The sequence below is a fragment of the Tenacibaculum sp. MAR_2009_124 genome, from assembly GCF_900105455.1.
Taxonomy (GTDB): Bacteria; Bacteroidota; Bacteroidia; order Flavobacteriales; family Flavobacteriaceae; genus Polaribacter.
Genome location: NZ_FNSF01000001.1, coordinates 423,027 through 444,613 on the forward strand (window position 1 = coordinate 423,027; position 21,587 = coordinate 444,613).

At 31.7% G+C, this 21,587-nt stretch carries 19 protein-coding genes; 15 read left to right on the plus strand and 4 right to left on the minus strand.

What is annotated here, in order from left to right; genetic code table 11:
* Positions 1 to 47 precede the first annotated feature (47 nt).
* Positions 48 to 878, plus strand: a complete 831-nt coding sequence (locus tag BLW23_RS01125) for a mechanosensitive ion channel family protein (protein ID WP_093667414.1) — start codon at positions 48 to 50, stop codon at positions 876 to 878.
* A 75-nt stretch (positions 879 to 953) separates the two neighbouring features.
* Here the strand turns inward: BLW23_RS01125 and BLW23_RS01130 are convergent, their stop codons facing one another.
* Positions 954 to 3,194, minus strand: coding sequence for an NADP-dependent isocitrate dehydrogenase (locus tag BLW23_RS01130; protein WP_093667415.1), 2,241 nt, complete (start codon positions 3,192 to 3,194; stop codon positions 954 to 956).
* Positions 3,195 to 3,735: 541 nt separating this feature from the next.
* Positions 3,736 to 4,086: a 50S ribosomal protein L19 gene (rplS, locus tag BLW23_RS01135; protein ID WP_093667416.1), complete on the minus strand. Its 351-nt coding sequence runs from the start codon at positions 4,084 to 4,086 to the stop codon at positions 3,736 to 3,738.
* 574 nt (positions 4,087 to 4,660) lie between these two features.
* On the opposite strand from rplS, the gene BLW23_RS23095 reads away from it, so the two are divergent.
* Together BLW23_RS23095 and BLW23_RS01145 are read left to right on the plus strand one after the other, a co-directional pair.
* Positions 4,661 to 5,053 carry a phosphatase PAP2 family protein gene (locus tag BLW23_RS23095; RefSeq protein ID WP_176829724.1) on the plus strand — a complete coding sequence of 131 codons (393 nt, stop codon included), beginning with the start codon at positions 4,661 to 4,663 and terminating at the stop codon, positions 5,051 to 5,053.
* Entirely contained in the window at positions 5,050 to 6,552 is a 1,503-nt protein-coding gene (locus BLW23_RS01145) for an ArnT family glycosyltransferase (protein WP_093667418.1), read from the plus strand. The genes BLW23_RS23095 and BLW23_RS01145 overlap by 4 nt, the downstream gene beginning before the upstream one ends.
* On the opposite strand, the gene BLW23_RS01150 is transcribed toward BLW23_RS01145, so the two are convergent.
* Positions 6,542 to 8,020 (minus strand): glycosyltransferase family 39 protein, encoded by a 1,479-nt coding sequence (locus BLW23_RS01150; RefSeq protein WP_255362701.1) that lies wholly within the window; start codon positions 8,018 to 8,020, stop codon positions 6,542 to 6,544. The genes BLW23_RS01145 and BLW23_RS01150 overlap by 11 nt on opposite strands.
* Positions 8,021 to 8,104: 84 nt before the next feature.
* On the minus strand, positions 8,105 to 8,782 hold the full coding sequence (trmD, locus tag BLW23_RS01155; protein WP_093667420.1) for a tRNA (guanosine(37)-N1)-methyltransferase TrmD: 678 nt from the start codon (positions 8,780 to 8,782) through the stop codon (positions 8,105 to 8,107).
* Between the two features lie 274 nt (positions 8,783 to 9,056).
* Here trmD and BLW23_RS01160 point away from each other — a divergent pair, with 274 nt between their 5' ends.
* The 12 genes from BLW23_RS01160 (at position 9,057) to BLW23_RS01210 (ending at position 21,478) form a co-directional block, all read left to right on the plus strand.
* Positions 9,057 to 9,905 carry a helix-turn-helix transcriptional regulator gene (locus BLW23_RS01160; RefSeq protein ID WP_093667421.1) on the plus strand — a complete coding sequence of 283 codons (849 nt, stop codon included), beginning with the start codon at positions 9,057 to 9,059 and terminating at the stop codon, positions 9,903 to 9,905.
* A 292-nt stretch (positions 9,906 to 10,197) separates the two neighbouring features.
* Positions 10,198 to 10,767: a Pvc16 family protein gene (locus BLW23_RS01165; protein ID WP_093667422.1), complete on the plus strand. Its 570-nt coding sequence runs from the start codon at positions 10,198 to 10,200 to the stop codon at positions 10,765 to 10,767.
* A gap of 1 nt (position 10,768) precedes the next feature.
* Entirely contained in the window at positions 10,769 to 11,566 is a 798-nt protein-coding gene (locus BLW23_RS01170; protein ID WP_143032073.1) for a hypothetical protein, read from the plus strand.
* 131 nt (positions 11,567 to 11,697) lie between these two features.
* On the plus strand, positions 11,698 to 13,278 hold the full coding sequence (locus tag BLW23_RS01175; protein ID WP_093667424.1) for a phage tail sheath family protein: 1,581 nt from the start codon (positions 11,698 to 11,700) through the stop codon (positions 13,276 to 13,278).
* Between the two features lie 64 nt (positions 13,279 to 13,342).
* Positions 13,343 to 13,804: a phage tail protein gene (locus tag BLW23_RS01180; RefSeq protein ID WP_093667425.1), complete on the plus strand. Its 462-nt coding sequence runs from the start codon at positions 13,343 to 13,345 to the stop codon at positions 13,802 to 13,804.
* Positions 13,797 to 14,267 (plus strand): phage tail protein, encoded by a 471-nt coding sequence (locus tag BLW23_RS01185; RefSeq protein WP_093667426.1) that lies wholly within the window; start codon positions 13,797 to 13,799, stop codon positions 14,265 to 14,267. The genes BLW23_RS01180 and BLW23_RS01185 overlap by 8 nt, the downstream gene beginning before the upstream one ends.
* An 88-nt stretch (positions 14,268 to 14,355) precedes the next feature.
* Positions 14,356 to 14,526: a DUF5908 family protein gene (locus BLW23_RS23100; protein ID WP_176829725.1), complete on the plus strand. Its 171-nt coding sequence runs from the start codon at positions 14,356 to 14,358 to the stop codon at positions 14,524 to 14,526.
* Between the two features lie 15 nt (positions 14,527 to 14,541).
* Entirely contained in the window at positions 14,542 to 15,207 is a 666-nt protein-coding gene (locus tag BLW23_RS01190) for a CIS tube protein (protein ID WP_176829726.1), read from the plus strand.
* Between the two features lies 1 nt (position 15,208).
* Complete coding sequence (gene vgrG, locus BLW23_RS01195; RefSeq protein ID WP_093667427.1) at positions 15,209 to 17,011, plus strand: type VI secretion system tip protein VgrG; 1,803 nt, start codon at positions 15,209 to 15,211, stop codon at positions 17,009 to 17,011.
* A gap of 287 nt (positions 17,012 to 17,298) precedes the next feature.
* Positions 17,299 to 17,601 (plus strand): PAAR domain-containing protein, encoded by a 303-nt coding sequence (locus BLW23_RS01200; RefSeq protein ID WP_093667428.1) that lies wholly within the window; start codon positions 17,299 to 17,301, stop codon positions 17,599 to 17,601.
* A gap of 1 nt (position 17,602) precedes the next feature.
* The gene (locus BLW23_RS01205; RefSeq protein WP_093667429.1) at positions 17,603 to 18,019 is read left to right on the plus strand and encodes a GPW/gp25 family protein; all 417 of its coding nucleotides are present in this window, start codon (positions 17,603 to 17,605) and stop codon (positions 18,017 to 18,019) included.
* Between the two features lie 15 nt (positions 18,020 to 18,034).
* On the plus strand, positions 18,035 to 21,478 hold the full coding sequence (locus BLW23_RS01210) for a hypothetical protein (protein WP_093667430.1): 3,444 nt from the start codon (positions 18,035 to 18,037) through the stop codon (positions 21,476 to 21,478).
* Positions 21,479 to 21,587: the final 109 nt, after the last annotated feature.

A 21,587-nucleotide genomic window follows, 5' to 3' on the forward strand; every position in this document is an offset into this window, starting at 1 on the left:
AAAAAAGTAGGGTCTTACTATATATAAATCAAAAAATTAAAAGTATAATGGAAACAATACAGAATTCTTTAACCAATTTTTATAATTCTATTGCTACTGGTATTGGTGATTGGGGACTTAAACTCCTTGGAGCGTTAGCTGCCTTATTAATTGGATTGTGGATAATCCGATTCATTATGAAAGGTGTTTCTAGGGCCTTTGAATCAAGGCGTATAGATGAAACGTTAAGGCCATTTTTAATAACTCTTTTAGGATTTGTTCTAAAAGCATTGTTAATTATTTCAATTGCGGGGATAGTTGGTGTGCCTACGGCTACTTTTGCAGCTTTAATAGCTGGTATTGGTATTGCTATTGGTGCTGCCTTTAATGGTTCTCTTGGGCACTTGGCTTCTGGAATAATGTTATTAATATTTCGTCCGTTTAAAGTTGGAGATTTAATAAAAACAAATGGAGCTTTTGGTTTTGTTAAGGAAATATCTGTTTTTGTTACGGTAATTGAAACTTTTCAAAAGGAAACAGAGATTATTCCTAATTCGGCTATTACATCTGGAAAAATTACCAATTTATCGACTGTTGGGAGTTTACGTATAGATATGCCTTTTGCTATTAGGTACGGGGCTGATATTACTAAGGCAAAAGATATTGTACTTGATGTTTTGGTAAAGGATATTAATGTGTTAAAAACAGAAGGAATGCAACCTAGAGTGGCAGTAAATAATTTGGGCGAAAATAGTGTTGAATTATTAGCTTTGCCATACGTGAAAAGCGAAAATTATTGGGAGGTATACTGGGATACTAGACAAAAAATAGTGGAAGCTTTAGGTAATGAAGGATATGAAGCTCCGTTGCCACAAAGAGTAGTGACAATGCATAAATAATATATACTAAATAGTAAATAAAAAAAAGGAATCGAATTCGATTCCTTTTTTTGTTTCTATTTTGTGATTTCTTTATTAAGAAACCTTAACGTTAATATTGTCAATAATTAAATTGAATGTTTTACTAGGTCTCATAATAGGATCTGCAAGTTGATCATTGGGTTCGTAATAACCTCCAATGTTTACATTATTCCCTTGGACAGAATTTAACTCCTCAACAATAGATGTCTCATTCTCTTCTAAACTTTTAGCGATGCTTGAAAATTGAGATTTTAATTCGCTATCTGAGTCTTGATTAGCAAGAGCTTCAGCCCAATAAAGTGCTAAATAAAAATGAGAACCTCTGTTGTCTAACTCACCAGTTTTTCTTGAAGGACCTTTTTTGTTTTCTAAAAGTTTCCCAGTTGCAAAATCTAATGAATCAGCAAGTACTTTTGCTTTTGGATTATCGTTTACTTCAGCTAAGTGTTCTAAAGAAACAGCCAATGCTAAAAATTCACCCAAAGAATCCCAACGCAAGTGATTTTCTCCTGTTAACTGCTCGACATGTTTTGGAGCAGAACCACCAGCACCAGTTTCAAATAAACCACCACCATTCATTAAAGGAACAATTGACAACATTTTTGCAGATGTACCAAGTTCAAGAATAGGGAATAGATCCGTTAAATAATCACGTAAAACATTTCCTGTTACAGAAATTGTGTCTTCACCAGCTTTTACTCTTTCTAGTGTATATTTAGTAGCTTCTACAGGAGATAAGATTTTAATTTCTAATCCAGAAGTATCATGATTAGGTAAGTATTTTTCTACTTTCTTAATAATCTCAGCATCATGAGCTCTATCTTTTCCTAACCAGAAAACGGCAGGTGACCCAGTTGCTCTTGCTCTAGATACAGCTAATTTAATCCAGTCTTGAATAGGAGCATCTTTGGTTTGACACATTCTCCAAATATCTCCTTCTTCTACAGTATGTTCAATAAGTATATTATTATCGTTATCTAAAATTTGAACTTTACCATTTGAAGCGATTTCGAAAGTCTTGTCATGAGATCCATACTCTTCAGCTTTCTTAGCCATTAAGCCAACATTAGGTACTGTTCCCATAGTAGTTGGATCAAAAGCACCATTCTTTTTACAAAAATCAATAGTTTCTTGATATAATCCTGCATAAGAACTGTCAGGAATAACTGCTTTTGTATCTTGAGTGTTACCTTCTTTATTCCACATTTGACCCGAAGTACGAATCATAGCTGGCATAGAAGCATCAATAATAACATCTGAAGGAACATGTAAATTAGTGATTCCTTTATCAGAGTTTACCATGGCAAGATCAGGATTACTTTGGTAAATAGCCTCAATATCTTTTAATATTTCTGCTTTCTTTTCGTCGGAAACTTCTTCTAAATTTCTTAATAAATTACCAAACCCGTTATTTACATCAACACCAATTTCTTCGAATGTTTTACCATGTTTATCAAATAAATCTTTAAAGAATACTTTTACTGCATGCCCGAAAATAATTGGATCAGAAACTTTCATCATAGTTGCCTTCATGTGAAGTGAAAAAAGAATTCCTTCATTTTTAGCAGCAGTAACTTGTTCTTCTAGAAAAGAGATAAGTTTATTTTTGTTCATTAAAGAAGCATCGATAACTTCTCCATCTAATAACGAAACTTTTTCTTTTAAAACTGTAGTGTTTCCGTTAGTGTTGGTGTGAACTATTTTTATATCAGTGGCTTTGTTTAAAGTAACTGATTTTTCATTATGTGCAAAGTCTCCATCATTCATGGTTGCAACATGTGTTTTAGAGTCAGGACTCCAAGCACCCATTGAATGTGGATTTTTCTTAGCGTAATTTTTTACGGCCTTTGGTGCTCTTCTGTCAGAGTTCCCTTCACGTAAAACTGGGTTTACGGCAGATCCTTTTACCTTGTTGTAACGGTCTAAAATAGCTTTATCATTATCATTAGTTATTTCTTCTGGGTATTCAGGAAGTGCAAAACCAAGATCTTGTAATTCTTTAATTGCAGCTTTTAACTGAGGAACAGAAGCTGAAATGTTTGGAAGCTTAATAATATTAGCTTCTGGTTTAGTTGCTAAATCACCAAGAAAAGCTAAAGTATCTTCAACTTTTTGATCCTCTGGCAATAAATCAGAGAAATTAGCAAGAATACGCCCTGCCAGTGAAATATCTTTAATTTCAATTTCTATATTGGATGATTTTGTAAAAGCTTTTACTATAGGTAAGAACGAACGAGTAGCTAGCGCTGGAGCTTCATCCGTTTTAGTATACATAATTTTAGCCGTATTGCTCATAAGTAAGAATTAAATTAATTATTTTGAAGTCAGGCAAATTTATGAATAACCTATGAATTTTTTGATGCAAAATTATTATTAATTCAGTGGGTTTATTGATTTTATAATAATTGTAAAAGACTTTTTTGAGGATTTGTTGATGAAAGTAAAAGCCATATTAAAATTTTTGGGTTTTAATATGGCTTTTTAAAATAGATAAACTTAAGTAGGTTTAGCTATTTTATGAAGCCTTGCGGCTTCAGATTAGGTAACTCTTTCTATTAATTCAATAACTATTATTACTTCAATTAAGATGTGTAAACCATTCATCTTATGGATAAAATGTTTTTCGACGATCTCTCTCTTTGCTATAAAAGGAACAAAACATTACCTAATAATATATATAATAAAGATCTTTATTACTCCAAAATTAAGGGTTTAAAATTTAAGTAATGATTTTTTAAGTGTTTAGTTATTAAGAAGGTATAAACCAAAGTTGTTAACTTTTGTTAATAAAAAAAGCGCAGTGAAAACTGCGCTTTTTGAAAATATAAACTCTTGTTTAGTTTCTTCTTTCTTTAATTCTTGCTTTTTTACCAGTAAGACCTCTAAAGTAGTAGATACGAGCTCTACGAACCTTTCCTTTCTTATTGATCTCAATTTTTTGAATTGAAGGCAAGTTTATTGGGAAAATACGCTCAACACCAATAGTTCCAGACATTTTTCTAATAGTAAATGTTTCAGAGCTACCATTACCGCTTTTTTGGATAACAACACCTCTAAAGAACTGAGTACGTGTTTTATTTCCTTCTTTAATTTCGTAATAAACTGTTATCGTATCACCAGCAGCAAATTTTGGTAAATCATTTTTCGCTACAAATTCGTCTTGTACAAATTTTACTAAAGACTCCATTTTAATCTATGTTTTATGGTTTACAAAAAACAACATTCACGATTCTCGTCAGAGGTTAATTTTGTGCGTGCAAATATACTATTTTTCTTTATTTAAAATACTTAACCGTTAAATTATTTTTAAGTTATTTTATTTTTATGCTATTTTAAATAAAAAGTTTAGGTAAAGTTAACTAAGTTAAATTCTTCAAAGTTCCTTAAGAATGTTTTAATATCCTAGAAATCTTCTTCAACTAGTTTTACGATCTATTTAAAAGTAGAATCTTATGAATACCAGCTTAGTATTAAAGTCAAACCAAAATTGGAGGAAACAGGTTCAAAAAAGAATACGTAATTCAAAAAGTACTTTAAGAGGGTTAATAGGCTCGATTAGATCGCAAACTTATATTGTTTATGGTGTGTTTTTTTTTGTTTCACTTTGTTTAATCACCATTGTGAATAAATTTTCTTTACACCTTGTCACAAATAAATTTCATAATACTTTTTGCGATGTTTTTTTTAAATATTCTACGCATATTGGAGATGGTTTAATTTTCGGAGTATTAGTAGTGATCTTTTTTTTTATAAAACGTAAAATGTCATTAGTTTTTTTAGTTGGAGGAATACTAACTCTCTTTATCACTCATTTATTAAAAAAAGTTATTTTTAAAGGAATAGCCAGACCCGTTGGTGCTATGGGCGAAGATACTTTACATTTAGTTGAGGGGGTTAAAATGGCTTTATGGAATTCTTTTCCTTCGGGGCATACAATTACTGCTTTTACCGTTTTTACCGTCTTATCATTGTATTTTGCTAAATGTAAGTCACAGTATTTATGGTTTTCACTGGCTATAATTGCTGGACTTTCCCGAGTATATTTATCGCAACATTTTTTAATTGATGTAGTAGTTGGTTCTGTTATTGGAGTAGTGATTGGTTTTATTAGTATGGCATTTTTTTGTAAATCTGAAAGAACAATTCATTCATGAATTTAGGTTACAAACAATCGGCATTTATACTCATTATAATAAGTACGTTAGTTAGAATTTTTCTTGCAAGTCAATTGGAATTCGGGAATGATGAAGTGTATTATTGGTTGTATGCAAAATACCCTGGATTAAGTCACTTTGATCATCCTCCTTTTGTAGGTTTTTTTATTCAATTTTTTACATTTAACTTGTTTTTTAAAAACGAGTTAGTAATTCGTCTGGCAGCTATTATTCCTGCAAGTGTTTCTATGTACTTAGTGTTTTTAATTGGAAGCTATATTAGAGATTATAAAACTGGGTTTATATCTGTTTTGTTATATAATATTAGTATTTATGGTTTTATAATTTCTGGATTGTTTATTCTACCCGATGCTCCGTTATTATTATTTTGGTTACTAAGTTTTTATTTTTTGATTCAGGCATTACCTAAAGTCCCTAGTAATAACTCGAGATTAAAATTGTTTCTTGGGTTCTTTTTTATAGGTTGTGCTATTTATTCAAAATATCAAGCTATATTTTTATTATTTGGAGTAGCACTTTATGTAGTTTTTATCAACCGAGATTGGTTAAAAGACTGGAGTTTGTATGTTTCATTGCTTTTACCCGTTGTATTTATCTTACTGATCGTGTTATGGAATTATAATAACGATTTTATTAGTTATACATTTCATAATGATAGAGTTTCATTAGTAAGCTTAAAGTTCAACAGACATTCCTTTTTAAGAGAGTTGTTGGGACAAGTTCTTTACAATAATCCTTACGTATATGTGATGATTATTGTAATGTTTATTGGAATTATTAGAAAGAAATTTACTATTCATAGAGAGTTTTTATGGATGTTTTTATTATTCAGTCTTCCATTGATTTTTGTCACATTATATGTATCTCTTTATAGAGATACACTACCACATTGGTCTGGTTTATCTTATATAACAATTTTACCTTTATTGGCTGTTTTTTTAGAAAGAAAAGAGGGAATAGAACGAAAGTTGAAAATCGGATTTGTATGTTTTACAGCGCTATGTATCCTAGCTTCGTTTTGGGTTAATTATGGATGGTTTTCTCCTAAGGTTGAAAATATAAATAAAGAAGCTTATGGTAGAAATAATGCTGTTTTAGATATGTACGGATGGAAACAAGCATCGAAGAAGGTTACTAATTTTTTAATAAAGGAAAAGTTAAATAATTTACCAATAGTTTCTGATAAATGGTTTCCGGCAGCTCATATTGATTATTATATTGCTCGCCGTAATAATATGAATGTATATGGAGTGGGAGAGTTGACTGATATTCATAAATATTACTGGGTAAATAAAGAGTTACCGACTATTGAAAATAAAAAGGAATACTTATACATCACTGATAGCCGAAATTTTAGAAATCCAGAGGATGTATATATTAATAAATATCAAGAGTACAAACTTCTCCAAGTATTTCCAATAAATAGAGGTGGGCAAGTTGTTAAAAATGTGTTTTTGTATCTTTTAACTAAGGATTAGTTCGGTATTTTTCACAATAAAACACCCAAAATTTACGTAATTTTTTACCATTTTTCTTAATAATAATAGGCTCAAGTTGTGTGATACTTGAAAAGTAATTTTTTAGTAAAGGATTTACTTCTTCCTTCTTATCATTATTTTTAAAACGCTTGTCTGAATCTATGAAAATAGCATTTTTACCATTTAAAGTCGATAAATCATCTCCTAAATAATCAAAATGTAAAGCGTGTTTTCCGATAATATTTTGAGCATAAACTTTATCATTCATGTAAAAATTAAGAACAGCTGACGTTTTGTATTTATCATCTGAAAAAATAAATGAGTCAGGATATTTATTCTGGATTTTTTGAGTTTCTAAAGCTAACTCTTCCCAACCTACCCAAGTATCATCACTTTTAATTGGAACAATATAAAAAACGACTTGAAGTGCAACTAAAAAGTGTAGTACAACCGAAATAATTAATTGAATTTTTAAAAGCTTTCGTGTAATCAACATAGAGGCTAAAATAATACCCGTGATGTATGATGGCATTAACCAGTTTAGTTTTACCCAATAAAATGGTGTTAAGAGCATAAAACCTAAAAAAGTAGGAATAAAAAAGGCAAGTAAAAACAATGTTTTTGTACTCGGTAATTTAAATTTTACGAGGGCTCTTTTCACATATTTAAAAGTAAAAACTAAGAATATTGAAAATAAAATTGGTAGTAATAACAATAATTGATGCCCTAGAGCTCCAAAGAAAAAATTTGGATGTACTTTAAATCCAGACATTGAAGATGTTCTTTCAGAAGATTGGAACAAAAATGAAGCAAAGTCATGTTGATAATTCCACCACCAAACAGGAAAAGTAACTAAAACAGAAATGATGAGGCATGCCCAAAACCAAGGTGATAATAAAAGTTTTCTTTTTTGATTCGAAAATAACACAAAAGCAATCAATCCGAGTTGTAGTAAAAGGGCTGTATATTTACTGTCAAATGCCAGTCCCATCGTAATTCCTGCATAAATCCAGTAAGCTTTTTTGTCTTCAAAAATGGCTCTGTAAAGGAACAAAACACTTAACGTCCAGAATAACATTAAGGGAACGTCAGGAGTTGAGTTAAAAGACAATATTGAGACAAATAATGTCGAAACTAATAATAGTAAAGACTTTAGTATTTTGTCTTTCGATAAAAACAATGTCGAAAGTTTATAAAAACTAACAATAGTTAATGTCGTAATAACAAAATTGGCAAGTTTTACCACAAAAACAGATTTACCAAAAGTTAGCGTGAATAATCTCAAAATATAACCAATCATTCCAGGATGATCAAAATAAGATAGCGATAGATTTTCGCCATAAAAGTGATAGTATGCATCCTGTGGCATTAACCCCATAGAAGGAAGTAAACAAAATCGAAATAATTGAAAGGCAATAATGATGGTTATTGCGGGATGTTTTTGAATAAATGTAGTTATAGTGTTCAAAATTATCTTCCTTTAGGTTCGTGTTTGGAATTAAGAGTTCGTCTCAATAGAAAAATATTAATTGAGTTTTATGGGGTAGTCTATTTACTCATCGAGTAAATCAGGACGGATAGACCTTGTTCTTTCATAGGCTTTTTCGGTTCTCCATTCTTCGATTTTAGGGAAATTTCCCGATAGAAGAACTTCAGGTACCTTTAATCCTTCGTATTCCGAAGGCCTAGTATAAACAGGTGGAGACAATAAGTTATCCTGAAAAGAGTCTGTTAGTGCTGAAGTTTCATCTCCAAGAACTCCAGGAATTAATCGAATAACAGCATCACAAAGTACAGCGGCCGCTAATTCACCTCCTGTTAAAACATAATCTCCGATTGATATTTCTTTGGTGATATATTTATCACGAACTCTTTGATCAACGCCTTTATAATGGCCTGTTAATATAATAATATTCTCTTTTAAAGATAAAGTATTGGCAGTAGATTGGTTTAATGTAGGAGCATCAGGAGTCATATAAATGATTTCATCATATTCCCTTTCAGCTCTTAATTTTTCAATACATTTTGCAATGGGTTCAATCATTAAAACCATGCCAGCACCGCCACCAAATTGGTAATCGTCTACTTGACGATAATTTCCAAACCCAAATTCTCTTAAATTATGAAGATGAACTTCGGCAAGGTTTTTCTCAATAGCCCTTTTCATCATTGAGTTCTCAAAAGGGCTTCTTAATAAATCTGGTTCTACAGTAATAATGTCAATTCGCATTTGGCAAAAGTAAGACTTACACTCTTTATGTTACAAATTATATTGTAAATGAAATTACTATTGATAATTTCATAAATGAAAAACGGTCGCTCTTACCTCAAATTAATACGCTAATAGATTTTATTCTATGGGAGGGTAAATAATAACTAACTTAAATGGAAACGGTTATGTAAATCTCTTGACCAAGGAAGTTTTGGTATAATTAAAGCACCACTAAAGAAGACGAACTATTAAGCACTGTTGAAAGCTAGTTCTAACTAAACTACATTTAATAATGAAAGAAAAATATATAATCATAGTATCTGATTATAATAAAACACTTTCAAATATAATGAGCCATTTAGAATGTATTAAAGGGTATAATAAATTAACCATTAATTCTATATCTCTTTTAAGTCAATTATTGACATCATTGCAACCTGAACTCGTTATTGTAAGTTGTAAAAATAATGCTATTGAGCTTACTCGGCTTAATAACTTAAATGTTAGACGTTTTCCAAACATACTTTGTTTGATTACTAGATTTGAGAGGTTAAATTATTCAGAAATAAAGCCTCCGTTGCTAACAATGTCTTTAGAACTTTCATTAGAAGGAGATTATTTGTCACATAATGTTAAGAATTTACTCAAAATTAATAACAATACTACAGCTATAAATTCTTTACCTAAAACTTATAAAAGTGAATCTCAAAACATGGTAGAGGAAAATAAAAACTTAGCACGATATGTTCTTGAACTAGATCAAAAAAGACAGCTTTTGAAAAATATTGTGGAAAAAATAAAAGAACTGGGAGGACATGCTAATTCTGAAGTAAAAATTCAACTGAATTCAATAGTTAATCGAATAAAGTTGGATGGTACCTCAAATCATTGGGAAGATTTTAAGGTGTATTTTGAACATGTAAATCCAGGTTTTATAAAATCATTAAGTTTAAAATACCCATCGCTTACTTCTAAAGATTTGAAATACTGTTGTTATTTAAAAATGAATATGTCTAATGAAGATATTCGTAATTTGTTAGGGATTAACCAAGAAAGTGTTCGAACTCACAAATACAGATTAAAAAAGAAAATGGTATTGAATAAAGAACAAGATTTAAATAGCTACATCAACTTATTTTAAACTTAAATCAAAATTTACTCCAATAGAAAAATGGCGTTGTTGTGTTATAGGTAAATTTTTTGCGGTACTTTTTTTATTTCTTCAATTGTTGTTTATAGACTCTTCATTTTTTTAGCTTTGGATAAGAAGCCGCTAATTTTATTCAGCTATATCATCTTAAAAAACACTTTGTCTACGAATTGTCTACGCTTAAGTGTAGCTCTAAACAGACTGTATATGAATTGTAGACAGGTATAACAGTAAAGAACTTCTCTTGCTATTTAACTTTGTAGAACAACCAAACGAACTAATAATGATAGCAAGTGCTCTGCGATATACGAAGTTAACTTTTGATCAGTTTCTGAAATCAAATTTTGGTTTAAATGATTCGATCGTTGCACTCGATAGAATTATAGATCAAAATGGAGCGGTTCCTTTGGAAGTGAAGAATAAAGTGGTTCTTACTTTGATTCATGTTGAACAGGAAACTGTAAAACCATTTTACAGCAGAAACAGAAGTCTCGATAATGGAAAGTTCGAACATACTTCATCAGAGGAGAAATATAACCTTTTTCTCTTAGTAAGTTCTTGTTTTGATGATTATGAAGAAACTTTAAAGTTTTTAGATAGTTCTATACAATTTTTTCAGACTTATGGAACAATAGATAAGAGCGTGAATTCATTAATACCTGAAGGAATAAAAAAACTTGAATTTGAATTTCAAACGGGAAATGACTATTTACAAATGCATAACCTATGGAGTGCATTAGGGGCAAAGTACCAACCTTCAGTGATTTATAAAATGAAGCTTATTACCATTGGAGGTAAGGAAATAAAAGAGTTTATCTCAGGGGTTAATCAATCATCAAACACAATTGTTTAAAATGGTTAGTGATTATACAAAAATATTTCAGCTAAAAGTAAGCCATTCTTATTATGACAGTGGAGTATGTGACACACTAATTTATGAACCATCCAATAGAACAAAAGAGATTTTTAATAGGTACCAGTTCAAGACTAATATAGGAGCTGATGGTTTATCGCTGTTTTTTTTAAGTAAGAATGATAGAATTACCTTTTTGAATTACATAATGAAGACGACAGGGGAGCGAATATTGGAATATACAGTAAGTGCTAATGAGCAGTTTTATCAAGTAACGCAATGGCCAGATAATAAAAGAGGGTATTTCAATACGATAACTTCCTCAATAAAAAATAATTCTGATAGTAATGAATTGATAAAAAGTTTTAAAGAAGCTAACAATTCGGGTATCGTGGCTAAAATAACTTTAAACATTGAAGATTTGCTAAATAACCCAGATGTAGATTATGTGTTGAAATTTAATGCTAAATCTACTCAGTTAAGCTACGCTTTTATAAATAATAGTGGTAAACATTTTAAAAAACTCTACATCCAATCAATTCCGGAAATGAATTTTTTTGCCCCTTATAATATTGTGCTCGAAAATGGGCAAAAAGCCATTTGTTTTATTTCAGAAAATACAGAAATACAATTATCGCAAACCCCGAAGTATCAACTTAATCTTTATGAAGAGAATGAAAAGTTAGGCACAAAAAGAAAGCAAGTTGTTTTTAAAGGGCTGCCTCATCCAAATCCATCGGTTTATGAAATAGTAAAACAAGAAAATATAATAAGATCCTTAATGTATGTATACATATGAAATTCTTCTAAATAGCCAGAAGATAACGTTTTAGCTCAAATCAAATAACAAGTTCTAATTAAGTAAACAAAATTGTGCTAACGTATAAAAACAAACAAATATTTTAAATAATGAAAATATAATCCAACCTTATGAATCTATCTACTATTAAAACACCCGGGGTGTATATTAATGAATTAAATGCATTTGGTAATTCTGTTGTTCCTGTAGCAACTGCAGTACCCGCATTTATAGGGTATACTCCTCAGGCATTGTATGAAGGAAAATCATATAAAAATGTTCCAACAAAAATCAGCTCGTTTTCTGAGTTTAAAGCAATTTTTTGTTATCCAGATCCTCCAGCTCCGGCTGATCCTTCTAAACAGTATAATCCAGAGTATTATTTGATGGCAGAGAAAAGTCAACCAGAAAAAGGAGACTATATTCTAATTGAAGATACTTACTATTCTATTGTACCAGATCCGAATACCATCTATTACTTATATAACAGTATTCGTTTGTTTTATGAAAATGGAGGAGCCGATGCATACATAGTTTCGGTGGGTACATATGGAGCATCTTCGGGTAAACCAATGACTCCTGGAGATCAAATTGTTAATCCGAATGTTCAATTAAATGATTTAACGAGTGGTTTAGCTTTACTTAAAAATGAGCAAGAACCAACAATGTACATTTGTCCCGAAGCAACGTTAATGGCACCAGCCAATAATGAAACTTTAATGCAAGAAATGTTATTGCAATGTACAGAAATGCAAACCGCTGTTAGTGTCTTCGATGTTATAGGAGGAAGAAATCCAGATCCTATTTTATGGACTCAGGATATTCAAAATTTTAGAAATAGTACAGGAACTAATGGCTTAGATTATGGAGTTGCTTATTATCCATTTATAGGTACTACGATAATGCAAACTTCTGATATTGACTATACAAATCTTTTTGGAGGCGATTTGAAAAAATTACAGTCTTTACTGAGCACAGCCAGTAATCCAAATCAAGCTGTTGAAACAATTATTTCAAATATAGAATCTCCATCAGGAAATCCATTAACGGTAAGTCAATATAATAATTCTTTGATTACTGCTAGTAAAACGTATAGTACCATTATTAATCATGTACTAAGTGATGCTAATATTTTACCTCCAAGTTCAGGAATGGCTGGGGTAATTACGGTAACAGACAATCAAGTAGGGCCTTGGCAAGCACCTGCCAATACTTCAATTGTAGGAGCAGCTAGTTTACCTATTAAACTATCAGATTCGCAACAAGCAGGACTAAATGTTGACGCGGTGTCTGGAAAATCAATTAATGCTATTCGCTTTTTTAATGGCCTTGGAATTTTAGTTTGGGGAGCTCGAACTCTTGATGGAAACAGTTTAGATTGGAGGTATATTTCTGTTAGAAGAACTATGACCTTCCTTGAACAATCATGTAAGTTGGCTTGTCATGCTTATGTTTTTGAACCAAATGATAAAAATACTTGGGAAGGAGTAAAGGCAATGATTGGAAGTTTCCTTAATGGAATTTGGAAGCAAGGAGGACTTCAGGGAGCTAGCGCTGCAGATGCTTTTTCTGTAGAATGTGGCTTGGGAGTAACAATGACAGGAGAAGATATATTAAATGGATTTATGAATGTTACTATAAAAGTAGCAGTTGTGAGACCTGCAGAATTTATCGTGCTTACGTTCCAACAAGAAATGGCTAAGTCAAGTTAATTGAAAAGTCAAAAAACAAAACAAGAATAACCAAATTATAAAAAATAACTAAAAATATAAAGACATGGCAGATGATGGCAGTAAAGAAGGGGCAACATGGCCCATGCCTAAGTTTCGATTTGAAGTAGATTTAGGAACCGAATTAAAAGGAGTTGCATTTCAAGAAGTTTCTGGAATGGACGTTGAAAACCAAATTATAGAATACCGTAAAAGTAACAGTCCATTGTTTTCAACGGAAAAAATGCCTGGAATCGTAAAATATGGAAATGTAACCATGAAACGTGGTGTTTTCGTAAACGACAATACGTTTTGGGATTGGCATGCCGAAATTAAAATGAACACCATTAAACGCAGAACTGTGTTAATTAAGCTGCTAGATGAAAGTGGGAAAGTAACTATGCAATGGCAGCTAAATAATGCTTGGCCAACAAAAATTACGAGTACTGATTTAAAATCTGATGGTAATGAAGTAGCTGTTGATACTATTGAAATAGCACATGAACAGTTAATTATAACAAATGGATAATAACAATTCTTATCCTGTAGGTTTTTATTTTGAGCTTTCTTTTAAAGGACAAGATGCTGCTTTCAAAGAAGTATCAGGATTGTCAAAAGAGTTAAGTTTAGAAGAAGTTACATGCGGTGGGGAGAATCGCTTCAAATATCGACTCCCTACTGTGTCTTCAAGTAAGAACATTGTTTTAAAACGAGCCTTAATTCCAGAGGGTTCACCTTTGGTAGATTGGTGTGCTAGTTCTCTTGATGAAGGACTTGCGAATCCGATTGAAGTTCATGATGTTTCTGTGAATTTATTGGATGAGGAAGGAAAAGTGTCAGTGAAATGGACCTTTTTTAATGCATATCCAGTAAAATACTCAGTATCTGATTTGAAATCACAAGAAAGTGAAATAGTAATGGAATCTATGGAGCTTGCTTACACCTATTTTGAGGTTGCGCAAGATACTTCTATTGCAGATTTATTCTCGTAAATAGATGCTAATTATGAAGTTGAACTATAAAATACTTACATCACTTTCTAAAAAATAAAGTTCGTATAACTAACATTAAAATAAAAATATGCCTGTAGAAATTAGAGAATTAATCATTAAAACAGAAATAAGGTCAATCGAACAAAGTAAAAAGCCAATAGTATCGAGCGGTTTAATAGATGATATAAAAAATGAGGTTTTAGAGAACTGTAAAAGAATGATTTCAGAAAGTGCAAAAAAGAAAGTATATAATCGATAACTAAAACTTTTTAAAATGGCAAGCTTGGAATTTATGAAAATAACGGGATATTCTGATGAGAATTTTCAATCGCAGGTTGGTTCTCCATATACTGTTATGATAAACCCAGAAAGCATAAAATGGGATAGAAGTATTGATTATAATGAACAACAATCACTTGACGCGGGAGCACCAAATCAAAAATATAAGAGTACACCAAGCGGTAGCTTAAGCTTTGATATTGTTATAGACTGTACGGGAATAGTAGATAACAAAAGGGTAGATATGGAGAAAGAGATTGATGCACTTGAAAAGATTATCTATACCTACAATGGAGATATTCATAGACCTAATTATGTTAAAGTGCAGTGGGGAGATATTACGTTTAACAGTGTTTTAAAAACGTTTAATACTTCTTACACCTTATTCAAACCTGATGGGAGCCCTCTTAGAGCCAAAATTTCAATGAGTTTTAGCAGTTATGTGTCTCCTAAAAAAAGGAATCAAGAGGAAAAGAAGAATTCTCCAGACATGACTCACATTGTAAAAGTTATAGAAGGAGATAGTTTGCCGCAGTTATCTAATAAAATTTGGAATTCACCAAATTTTTACATCCAAGTGGCAGAATATAATGGGTTGAATAAGTTTAGGCAGTTGAAAGGAGGACAGCAGTTAATTTTTCCACCGATAGAAAAAAAATAGTATGAGCGGATCAGCAACAAATATAACTAGTGGAGGTTTAGTTACCATTTCGGTAAAAGTGAATGGAACTGACGTAAGTAGCACAGTAGATATAAGAAGTTTAGAAGTAGTGAAAACTGTTAACAAAATATCTCTAGCTAAAATTGAAATACTTGATGGAAATGCAGCTGATGAAAGTTTTAAAGTGAGTTCTTCATCTACATTTATCCCTGGAAATGAATTGATTATTGAAACTGGATATGACTCTAAAAATAAAACAATATTTGAAGGTATTATAACCAATCAAAGTATTAATATTCATAATACATCGGGACCAGTTCTAGAAATTACATGTAGAGATAAAGCCATTAAAATGGTTGTAGGTAGAAAGAATATAACCTATTCGAAAAAGAAAGACAACGATATCATTTCCTCAATAATAGGTAACTATTCTGGTTTATCTGCCAGTGTTAGTGCAACGCCAACCGAATGGCCAGAGCAAGTACAATATTACGTAACTGATTGGGATTTTGTTTTAGCCAGAGCTGAGGCGAATGGAATGGTAGTAACTACATTAGAAAATAAAGTTTCGGTTTTTGAACCCGATGAAAATACTTCATCTGTAATTACAATTGAATATGGCAATAATTTATACTCCTTTAATGCTGATTTAAACGCGATTACTCAGTTGGGAGATGTTAAAGCAAGCTCTTGGGATTTTAAAAATCAAGCGGTTATTTCAGGAGAAGAATCAAATAGTTTCGCGGGGCCAGGGAATTTATCAGCAAAAAAATTATCTGAAGTCATAGGTCTCTCCGATTTTGACCTTCAAAGTACGGCTCCTATTCAAAATTCAGATTTAACAAATTGGTCAAAGGCGCAGTTGGTGAAAAGTAACTATGCCAAAATTCAAGGAGAGGTTACTTTTCAGGGAAGCGATGTAGTAAATCCAGGAAATTATATGACATTAAATGGTTTGGGCGATAGGTTCGATGGAGACCATTTTGTTTCTGGGGTAAGGCATACTATTGAAAATGGAAATTGGGTAACCGAAGTATCATTTGGGTTATCACCTATATGGTTTACAGAAGAACCCGATGTAATGGCACCAGCAGCTTCAGGATTATTACCAGGAGCGAAAGGATTGTTCAATGGAACAGTTAAAAAAATGTATGAAGATCCTGATTCACAGTTTAGAGTTTTGGTTGATATCCCCATGTTTGATGCTAATGGAGAAGGGGTTTGGGCTCGATTGACTAACTTTTACTCTACCTCAGGAGCTGGTGCATTTTTTATGCCAGAAGTTGGTGATGAGGTGATACTTGGTTTTTTAAATGAAGACCCCAGATATCCAATCATTTTAGGAAGTGTTTATAGTAACTCTAAAAATAAACCTTTTGATGGATTAGACCCTGATGAAAAAAACACGAAAAAGGCGATTGTTTCAAAAGAAGGAATATTCATTCAATTTGATGATGAAAATAAGGTGTTTACAATTGAAACTCCAAGTAAAAATACTGCCGTATTCAGTGATCAAGACAAGCAAATTGAAATAAAAGATCAAAACGGAAATAGTATTGTAATGTCAGAAAGTGGAATAACCATAAAAAGTGAAAAAGATATCAATATTGAGGCAGATCAAAGTGTAACAATCAAAGGAAGTCAGGGAGTTACGATTGAATCGTCTCCCGGCGATGTTTCTGTAAAAGGAATGAATGTGAATATTAATGCAGAAACACAACTATCTGCGAAAGGTTCCGCTACTGCTCAAATAGAAGGAGGAGCAGAAACTACTATAAAAGGAGCTATGGTAATGATTAATTAATAGATATGAAGATAAAAGAAGATTAGAACCTAATGAAGAGATAAGAAGGAGTAGAAATTAGATCTTAACACAGAATCATGTTCTGTAATGTCAGTTCGAGTGGTTTTCATGGAGTGATAACAAAATGAAAATTTTATCGAGAACAGTAAGTGTGCTATAGTGAATAACTAGCAAAAGCCGAAAAAGTAAAAGAAGAAAGGTATAATAGGAAAGATCAGAGATAGAAAAAAATGAGAGAATAAAAATCTCCATACTCAATATTAACATCAAAATACAAACAAAAAACGATGCCACCAGCAGCAAGATTAACAGATTTTCATGAATGCCCAATGGAAACCCCAGCAGTTCCAGCTCCAATTCCTCATGTTGGAGGACCAATCACAGGACCTGGAGAACCTACAGTCTTAATTGGAGGGCTTCCAGCCGCAAGGGTTGGAGATATGCTAGTATGTGTGGGACCACCTGATTCTATAGTAAAAGGCTCGGCCACCGTAACAATAGGAGGAATGCCTGCGGCGAGAGTTGGAGATTCTACCGCTCATGGTGGTGAAATTTTAGTAGGTTGCTTTACAGTAATGATAGGAGGTTAATATGGAAACAAAAGAAGTTAAAGAGTTTTTAGGCTCAGGTTGGGCTTTTCCAGTAACATTTTCGGATGGGAATTACGAGTTAAACTTAACAAAGTATGAAGCAAATGTTGAAGACAGTATCAGCATTATTATGCAAACTAATTTTGGTGAACGACCCATGGAACCAGAATTTGGTTCAGGGCTTCAGAAGTTCTTTTTTAGAAAAATGGATAAAGCTCTTAAAGCCGATATAACCGATGTTGTTAAGACTAGTTTATTGCAAAATGAGCCGAGAATTTCGGTTACGGCTGTGGAAGTAATTTACAAGGATTTTCAAACTGGATTGATTGAAATAACAATCGATTATTTGTTCAATCAAACTAATACAAGACATAACTATGTATACCCATTTTATATAAAGGAAGGAACAAACTTATAACTAATTAAGACTTAAATGATAGTTAATTCAAAAAATATGTTAGTCTCTATAGAAGATGCTTTACTCAACACCAATAATTTGGTGGATGGTAAAACAGAGATGGATCATGTTTTCTTTTTAACAGAATTTGCTTCATTAATTAACTTTTACGATCAATCAAACAATGTTAAAGGAGATTGGTCTCCTTTCTTATTAAAAGACCCTCTTTTTTTACTTGGATCTATAGCAAAGACACCTAAACGAAAAATTCAAGATTTATATATACATACCATTTTAAAGTTTGAAAAAGAGCTTGAAAATGCAAAAACGGATATATCTGGAACAATTGATTTAATCAAGATATCAGGTTTAGTAAATAGTTTTTTTTATCAGATAACCGAAATATTTAGATTATTTGGGAAATGGGTAAAGTGCTTTCTACAATCTACTTATCAATATAATTTTAAAACCTATTTTCTAAAGAACATAAAAAACTCTTATAGTATATTATTCTGGGCGCTTTTATCACTCCAAGAGCAATTATGTTTAACAAAATTATTACCAGAGATACTGCCGGTAAATAGGTGTGATTTAGAAATATTCAACAACAAAATATGGCTTGAAAATAAAGGAAAGTACCCTTATTGGGAAATCTTTGGTTTGAAAGCTCCATTAAAGGAAATTATAAAGGAAGATTTTACTTCAAAAGAACAAAGTACATTTATAGCTAAGCTTTTTAGTAATTTAAAAGCCGTTGGAGATAAAATAGTTACATTTTTAAATTCTTGTGTTGAAGCTGCGAATGAGGCGTATCAATCATTTAAGAAAGAAAAGAATAAATATCCAGATACGATGTTGCTGCGAACATTTACAACATTGTTACAACATTATAAGGAGCAAATTAATTCTGTAACAAATAAACATTTAGATTTTTATTACCAAGATATCTTAAAAGAATATCCTTCAAAAGGAACAGCCGATTCAGTGTATGTTTGCGTTGATTTATTAAAGAATGACGAAACGTTTTTACTTCCGAATAAAACATTATTTAACGCAGGTTTAGATAAAAACAAAAAAACGATTGAGTTTCGTTCATTAGAAGCTGTTACATTAAATCCAGCGGTTATAAGTAAGGCATATACCTTAAATGCGGTAACGAAGAACAATGGAGCAAGTCTTTTATATCTCGGAAACATTGAAACTCCGTCAAAACTTAAGAAAGATCAAGAAGACAAAATAGTTCCATGGAATACTTTTGGAAGTCAACGAGATTTTAAAAACTTGGTTGTACAAAATATGGGGTTTTCAATAGCATCTCCCATGTTATATCTGAAAGATGGTGTAAGAACGGTTACCATTGGTGTTAGTTTTACAGATGCCATAAATAGTACGCTCTTTGAAAAAGCAACATATTATTTAAGTACGAAATTTAATTGGTTTGAAATCACAGAAAAAGTCGAGAACTTCTCGATAAAAACGGGTAAACGAAATGTAACATTCCAAATCAAATTATCAGCGAAAGATTCCCCCATTGAAGCATTTGCTAAACCGCAAGAAGGTGTATCTAAACTATGGCCAATGCTTAAAATGGAGTTTTCTGAATTTTCAAATTTAGAAGTTCCACCAAAAATTAAAAAAATAGAGATTGATGTTGATGTAAGCAGCATTAAAAGTTTTGAGTTGTATAATGATTTTGGAGCTTTAACCTCCAATAAGAAATTTCAACCTTTTGGTCCAATTCCTGCCAAAGGAGATAGTTTTATTGTTGGAAGTAAAGAGGCTTTTAGCAAACCAATAACGGATTTAAATGTTATTTTAAACTGGGCTAAGGTTCCTACAGCGGATGCAAATGAAAATCTTGATAATTTCGGAAATTATTACAAGCAATATAACCAATACTTAGATGAGCAATTTAAAGTGCTTTCAGGGGAAAGCTGCACGGAATTAACGACAAATCAGAAGTACTTTAATAACACTTCTTTTAAGGTTGTTTTCGAACAATTAAACAACCAGGTATGGGGGGGGATTCAAGTAATTGAAAATAAAACTAATGTATCTGAAGTATCTCTCTTTCAAGAAAAAATTATCCCAGTAGAAAAGTCAGATGCTGCAGAGAATCCAACAGAAGACAAAGAAGGTTTATTTAGTTGGTTTCATTGGCCATGGCATTCGGATGATAAAGAAGACGATAAAATCCCTCCTAAAGAGAAAAAAGAATTACTCAATTCAAGTTCTTTTTCATTCAAAAATTTATTTAAGAACGGGAAACCCAATGCATTGTTGCAACAGGACAATACACCTTTTTCAAATTTGTCGAGTTCTGGATATTTAAAAATGAAGCTTAACGAACCACAGTATGGTTTTGGTACCGATTTGTATGCACAAGTAGTGAATGCTATTGCATTGTTTAATGCGGAAGCCATAGCAAAATCATATAAAAAAGGAAAACCAGTAACCATAATTCAAACACCCAATATCCCGTATGTTCTTGAAGGTGCTAGTTTTAATGGCGGTTATAAAGCTAGTAAAACCTATTACTTTGATGTGAATAATGTTCATTATGGTTCTCTTGAAATCGAGTTAGATAAATTGAAAATTTTTGCGGATAAGGCTGAGGTTTCAATGCTCGAGGCCATAGAATCAATCATAACGGTAATTGTAGGTTTTATTAGTAATGGTATAACCATAATTAAAGAATTAATAAGTTGGATTACAAACCTTAAAGACGATTTTCTAGCTGCTGTAAAACGAATAATCGATCTTATAAACTCTGGGTTAGGAATCTTTATAAATAAAATACAAGATATCTCTGCGTCTGGGATAACCAAGGAATTTGAAGCGTTGGTAAAAGATATTTCTAATAAAGATAATATGTATGCTATTATCGAGTCTGTATTTGGAGAAGTGCTTACAGAACTGTATGAAAAAATAGTTAGTATTCCTAAAAAAGAAGCACAAGATAAAGGGAACCTTGATGAAGTGAGTATACATCAAATAACTAGAACTTCTTTATCAAAACTAAAACTAAAATTACAACAAGCAATAACGACTTATGGCATTCAAAGCAAGCGCGAAATTAGTGACATGATTGTGAATTTATCTAGTGGGGTAAAGCGTAGTTTAACAAAAACAGAAAGTAGTAAGCAAACCCAAAAACCAGAAAATTTTATAGAAACAATTATAGGGAAGATTGAAGGTTTTACAAATGAAATTGAAGCAGATGCAGAACGATTAACCATGATACTTTCTGATAAAGATTTATCTAAAATTATTAATGAGTATATTCAAAATCATTTCCTAACAGCACTAAAAGAGGATATTCAACGATATGAATTGAATATTAAAGGAATTAGTGAAGAATATCCCATTGAATGTTTTTATGTAACACCCTTTAACAGTTACAAGGTTTACGACTCTATTTCTGGGATTCAATCTGACGGCTTAACTTTAGGGGGGGAACTACAAGTATTTCGGACTTAACTTTATATCCATCATTATCCTTTAAAGGACAACTTTTCTTACAATTAAATAATATCATTTCAGGCAATACAATTAATGTATACTTTGAGTTAGAAAGACAATACTCTAC

Excerpts from the sequence above, each read along its gene's own strand:
- BLW23_RS01125 (WP_093667414.1), top strand. The coding sequence starts at position 48 with ATGGAAACAATACAGAATTCTTTAACCAATTTTTATAATTCTATTGCT.
- BLW23_RS01205 (WP_093667429.1), top strand. The coding sequence starts at position 17,603 with ATGGAAACAAAAGAAGTTAAAGAGTTTTTAGGCTCAGGTTGGGCTTTT.
- BLW23_RS01170 (WP_143032073.1), top strand. The coding sequence starts at position 10,769 with ATGGTTAGTGATTATACAAAAATATTTCAGCTAAAAGTAAGCCATTCT.
- rplS (WP_093667416.1), bottom strand. The coding sequence starts at position 4,086 with ATGGAGTCTTTAGTAAAATTTGTACAAGACGAATTTGTAGCGAAAAAT.
- vgrG (WP_093667427.1), top strand. The coding sequence starts at position 15,209 with ATGAGCGGATCAGCAACAAATATAACTAGTGGAGGTTTAGTTACCATT.
- BLW23_RS23095 (WP_176829724.1), top strand. The coding sequence starts at position 4,661 with ATGTCATTAGTTTTTTTAGTTGGAGGAATACTAACTCTCTTTATCACT.
- BLW23_RS01185 (WP_093667426.1), top strand. The coding sequence starts at position 13,797 with ATGGATAATAACAATTCTTATCCTGTAGGTTTTTATTTTGAGCTTTCT.
- trmD (WP_093667420.1), bottom strand. The coding sequence starts at position 8,782 with ATGCGAATTGACATTATTACTGTAGAACCAGATTTATTAAGAAGCCCT.
- BLW23_RS01190 (WP_176829726.1), top strand. The coding sequence starts at position 14,542 with ATGGCAAGCTTGGAATTTATGAAAATAACGGGATATTCTGATGAGAAT.
- BLW23_RS01200 (WP_093667428.1), top strand. The coding sequence starts at position 17,299 with ATGCCACCAGCAGCAAGATTAACAGATTTTCATGAATGCCCAATGGAA.
- BLW23_RS01175 (WP_093667424.1), top strand. The coding sequence starts at position 11,698 with ATGAATCTATCTACTATTAAAACACCCGGGGTGTATATTAATGAATTA.
- BLW23_RS01145 (WP_093667418.1), top strand. The coding sequence starts at position 5,050 with ATGAATTTAGGTTACAAACAATCGGCATTTATACTCATTATAATAAGT.
- BLW23_RS01210 (WP_093667430.1), top strand. The coding sequence starts at position 18,035 with ATGATAGTTAATTCAAAAAATATGTTAGTCTCTATAGAAGATGCTTTA.
- BLW23_RS01180 (WP_093667425.1), top strand. The coding sequence starts at position 13,343 with ATGGCAGATGATGGCAGTAAAGAAGGGGCAACATGGCCCATGCCTAAG.
- BLW23_RS01130 (WP_093667415.1), bottom strand. The coding sequence starts at position 3,194 with ATGAGCAATACGGCTAAAATTATGTATACTAAAACGGATGAAGCTCCA.
- BLW23_RS01160 (WP_093667421.1), top strand. The coding sequence starts at position 9,057 with ATGAAAGAAAAATATATAATCATAGTATCTGATTATAATAAAACACTT.
- BLW23_RS23100 (WP_176829725.1), top strand. The coding sequence starts at position 14,356 with ATGCCTGTAGAAATTAGAGAATTAATCATTAAAACAGAAATAAGGTCA.
- BLW23_RS01165 (WP_093667422.1), top strand. The coding sequence starts at position 10,198 with ATGATAGCAAGTGCTCTGCGATATACGAAGTTAACTTTTGATCAGTTT.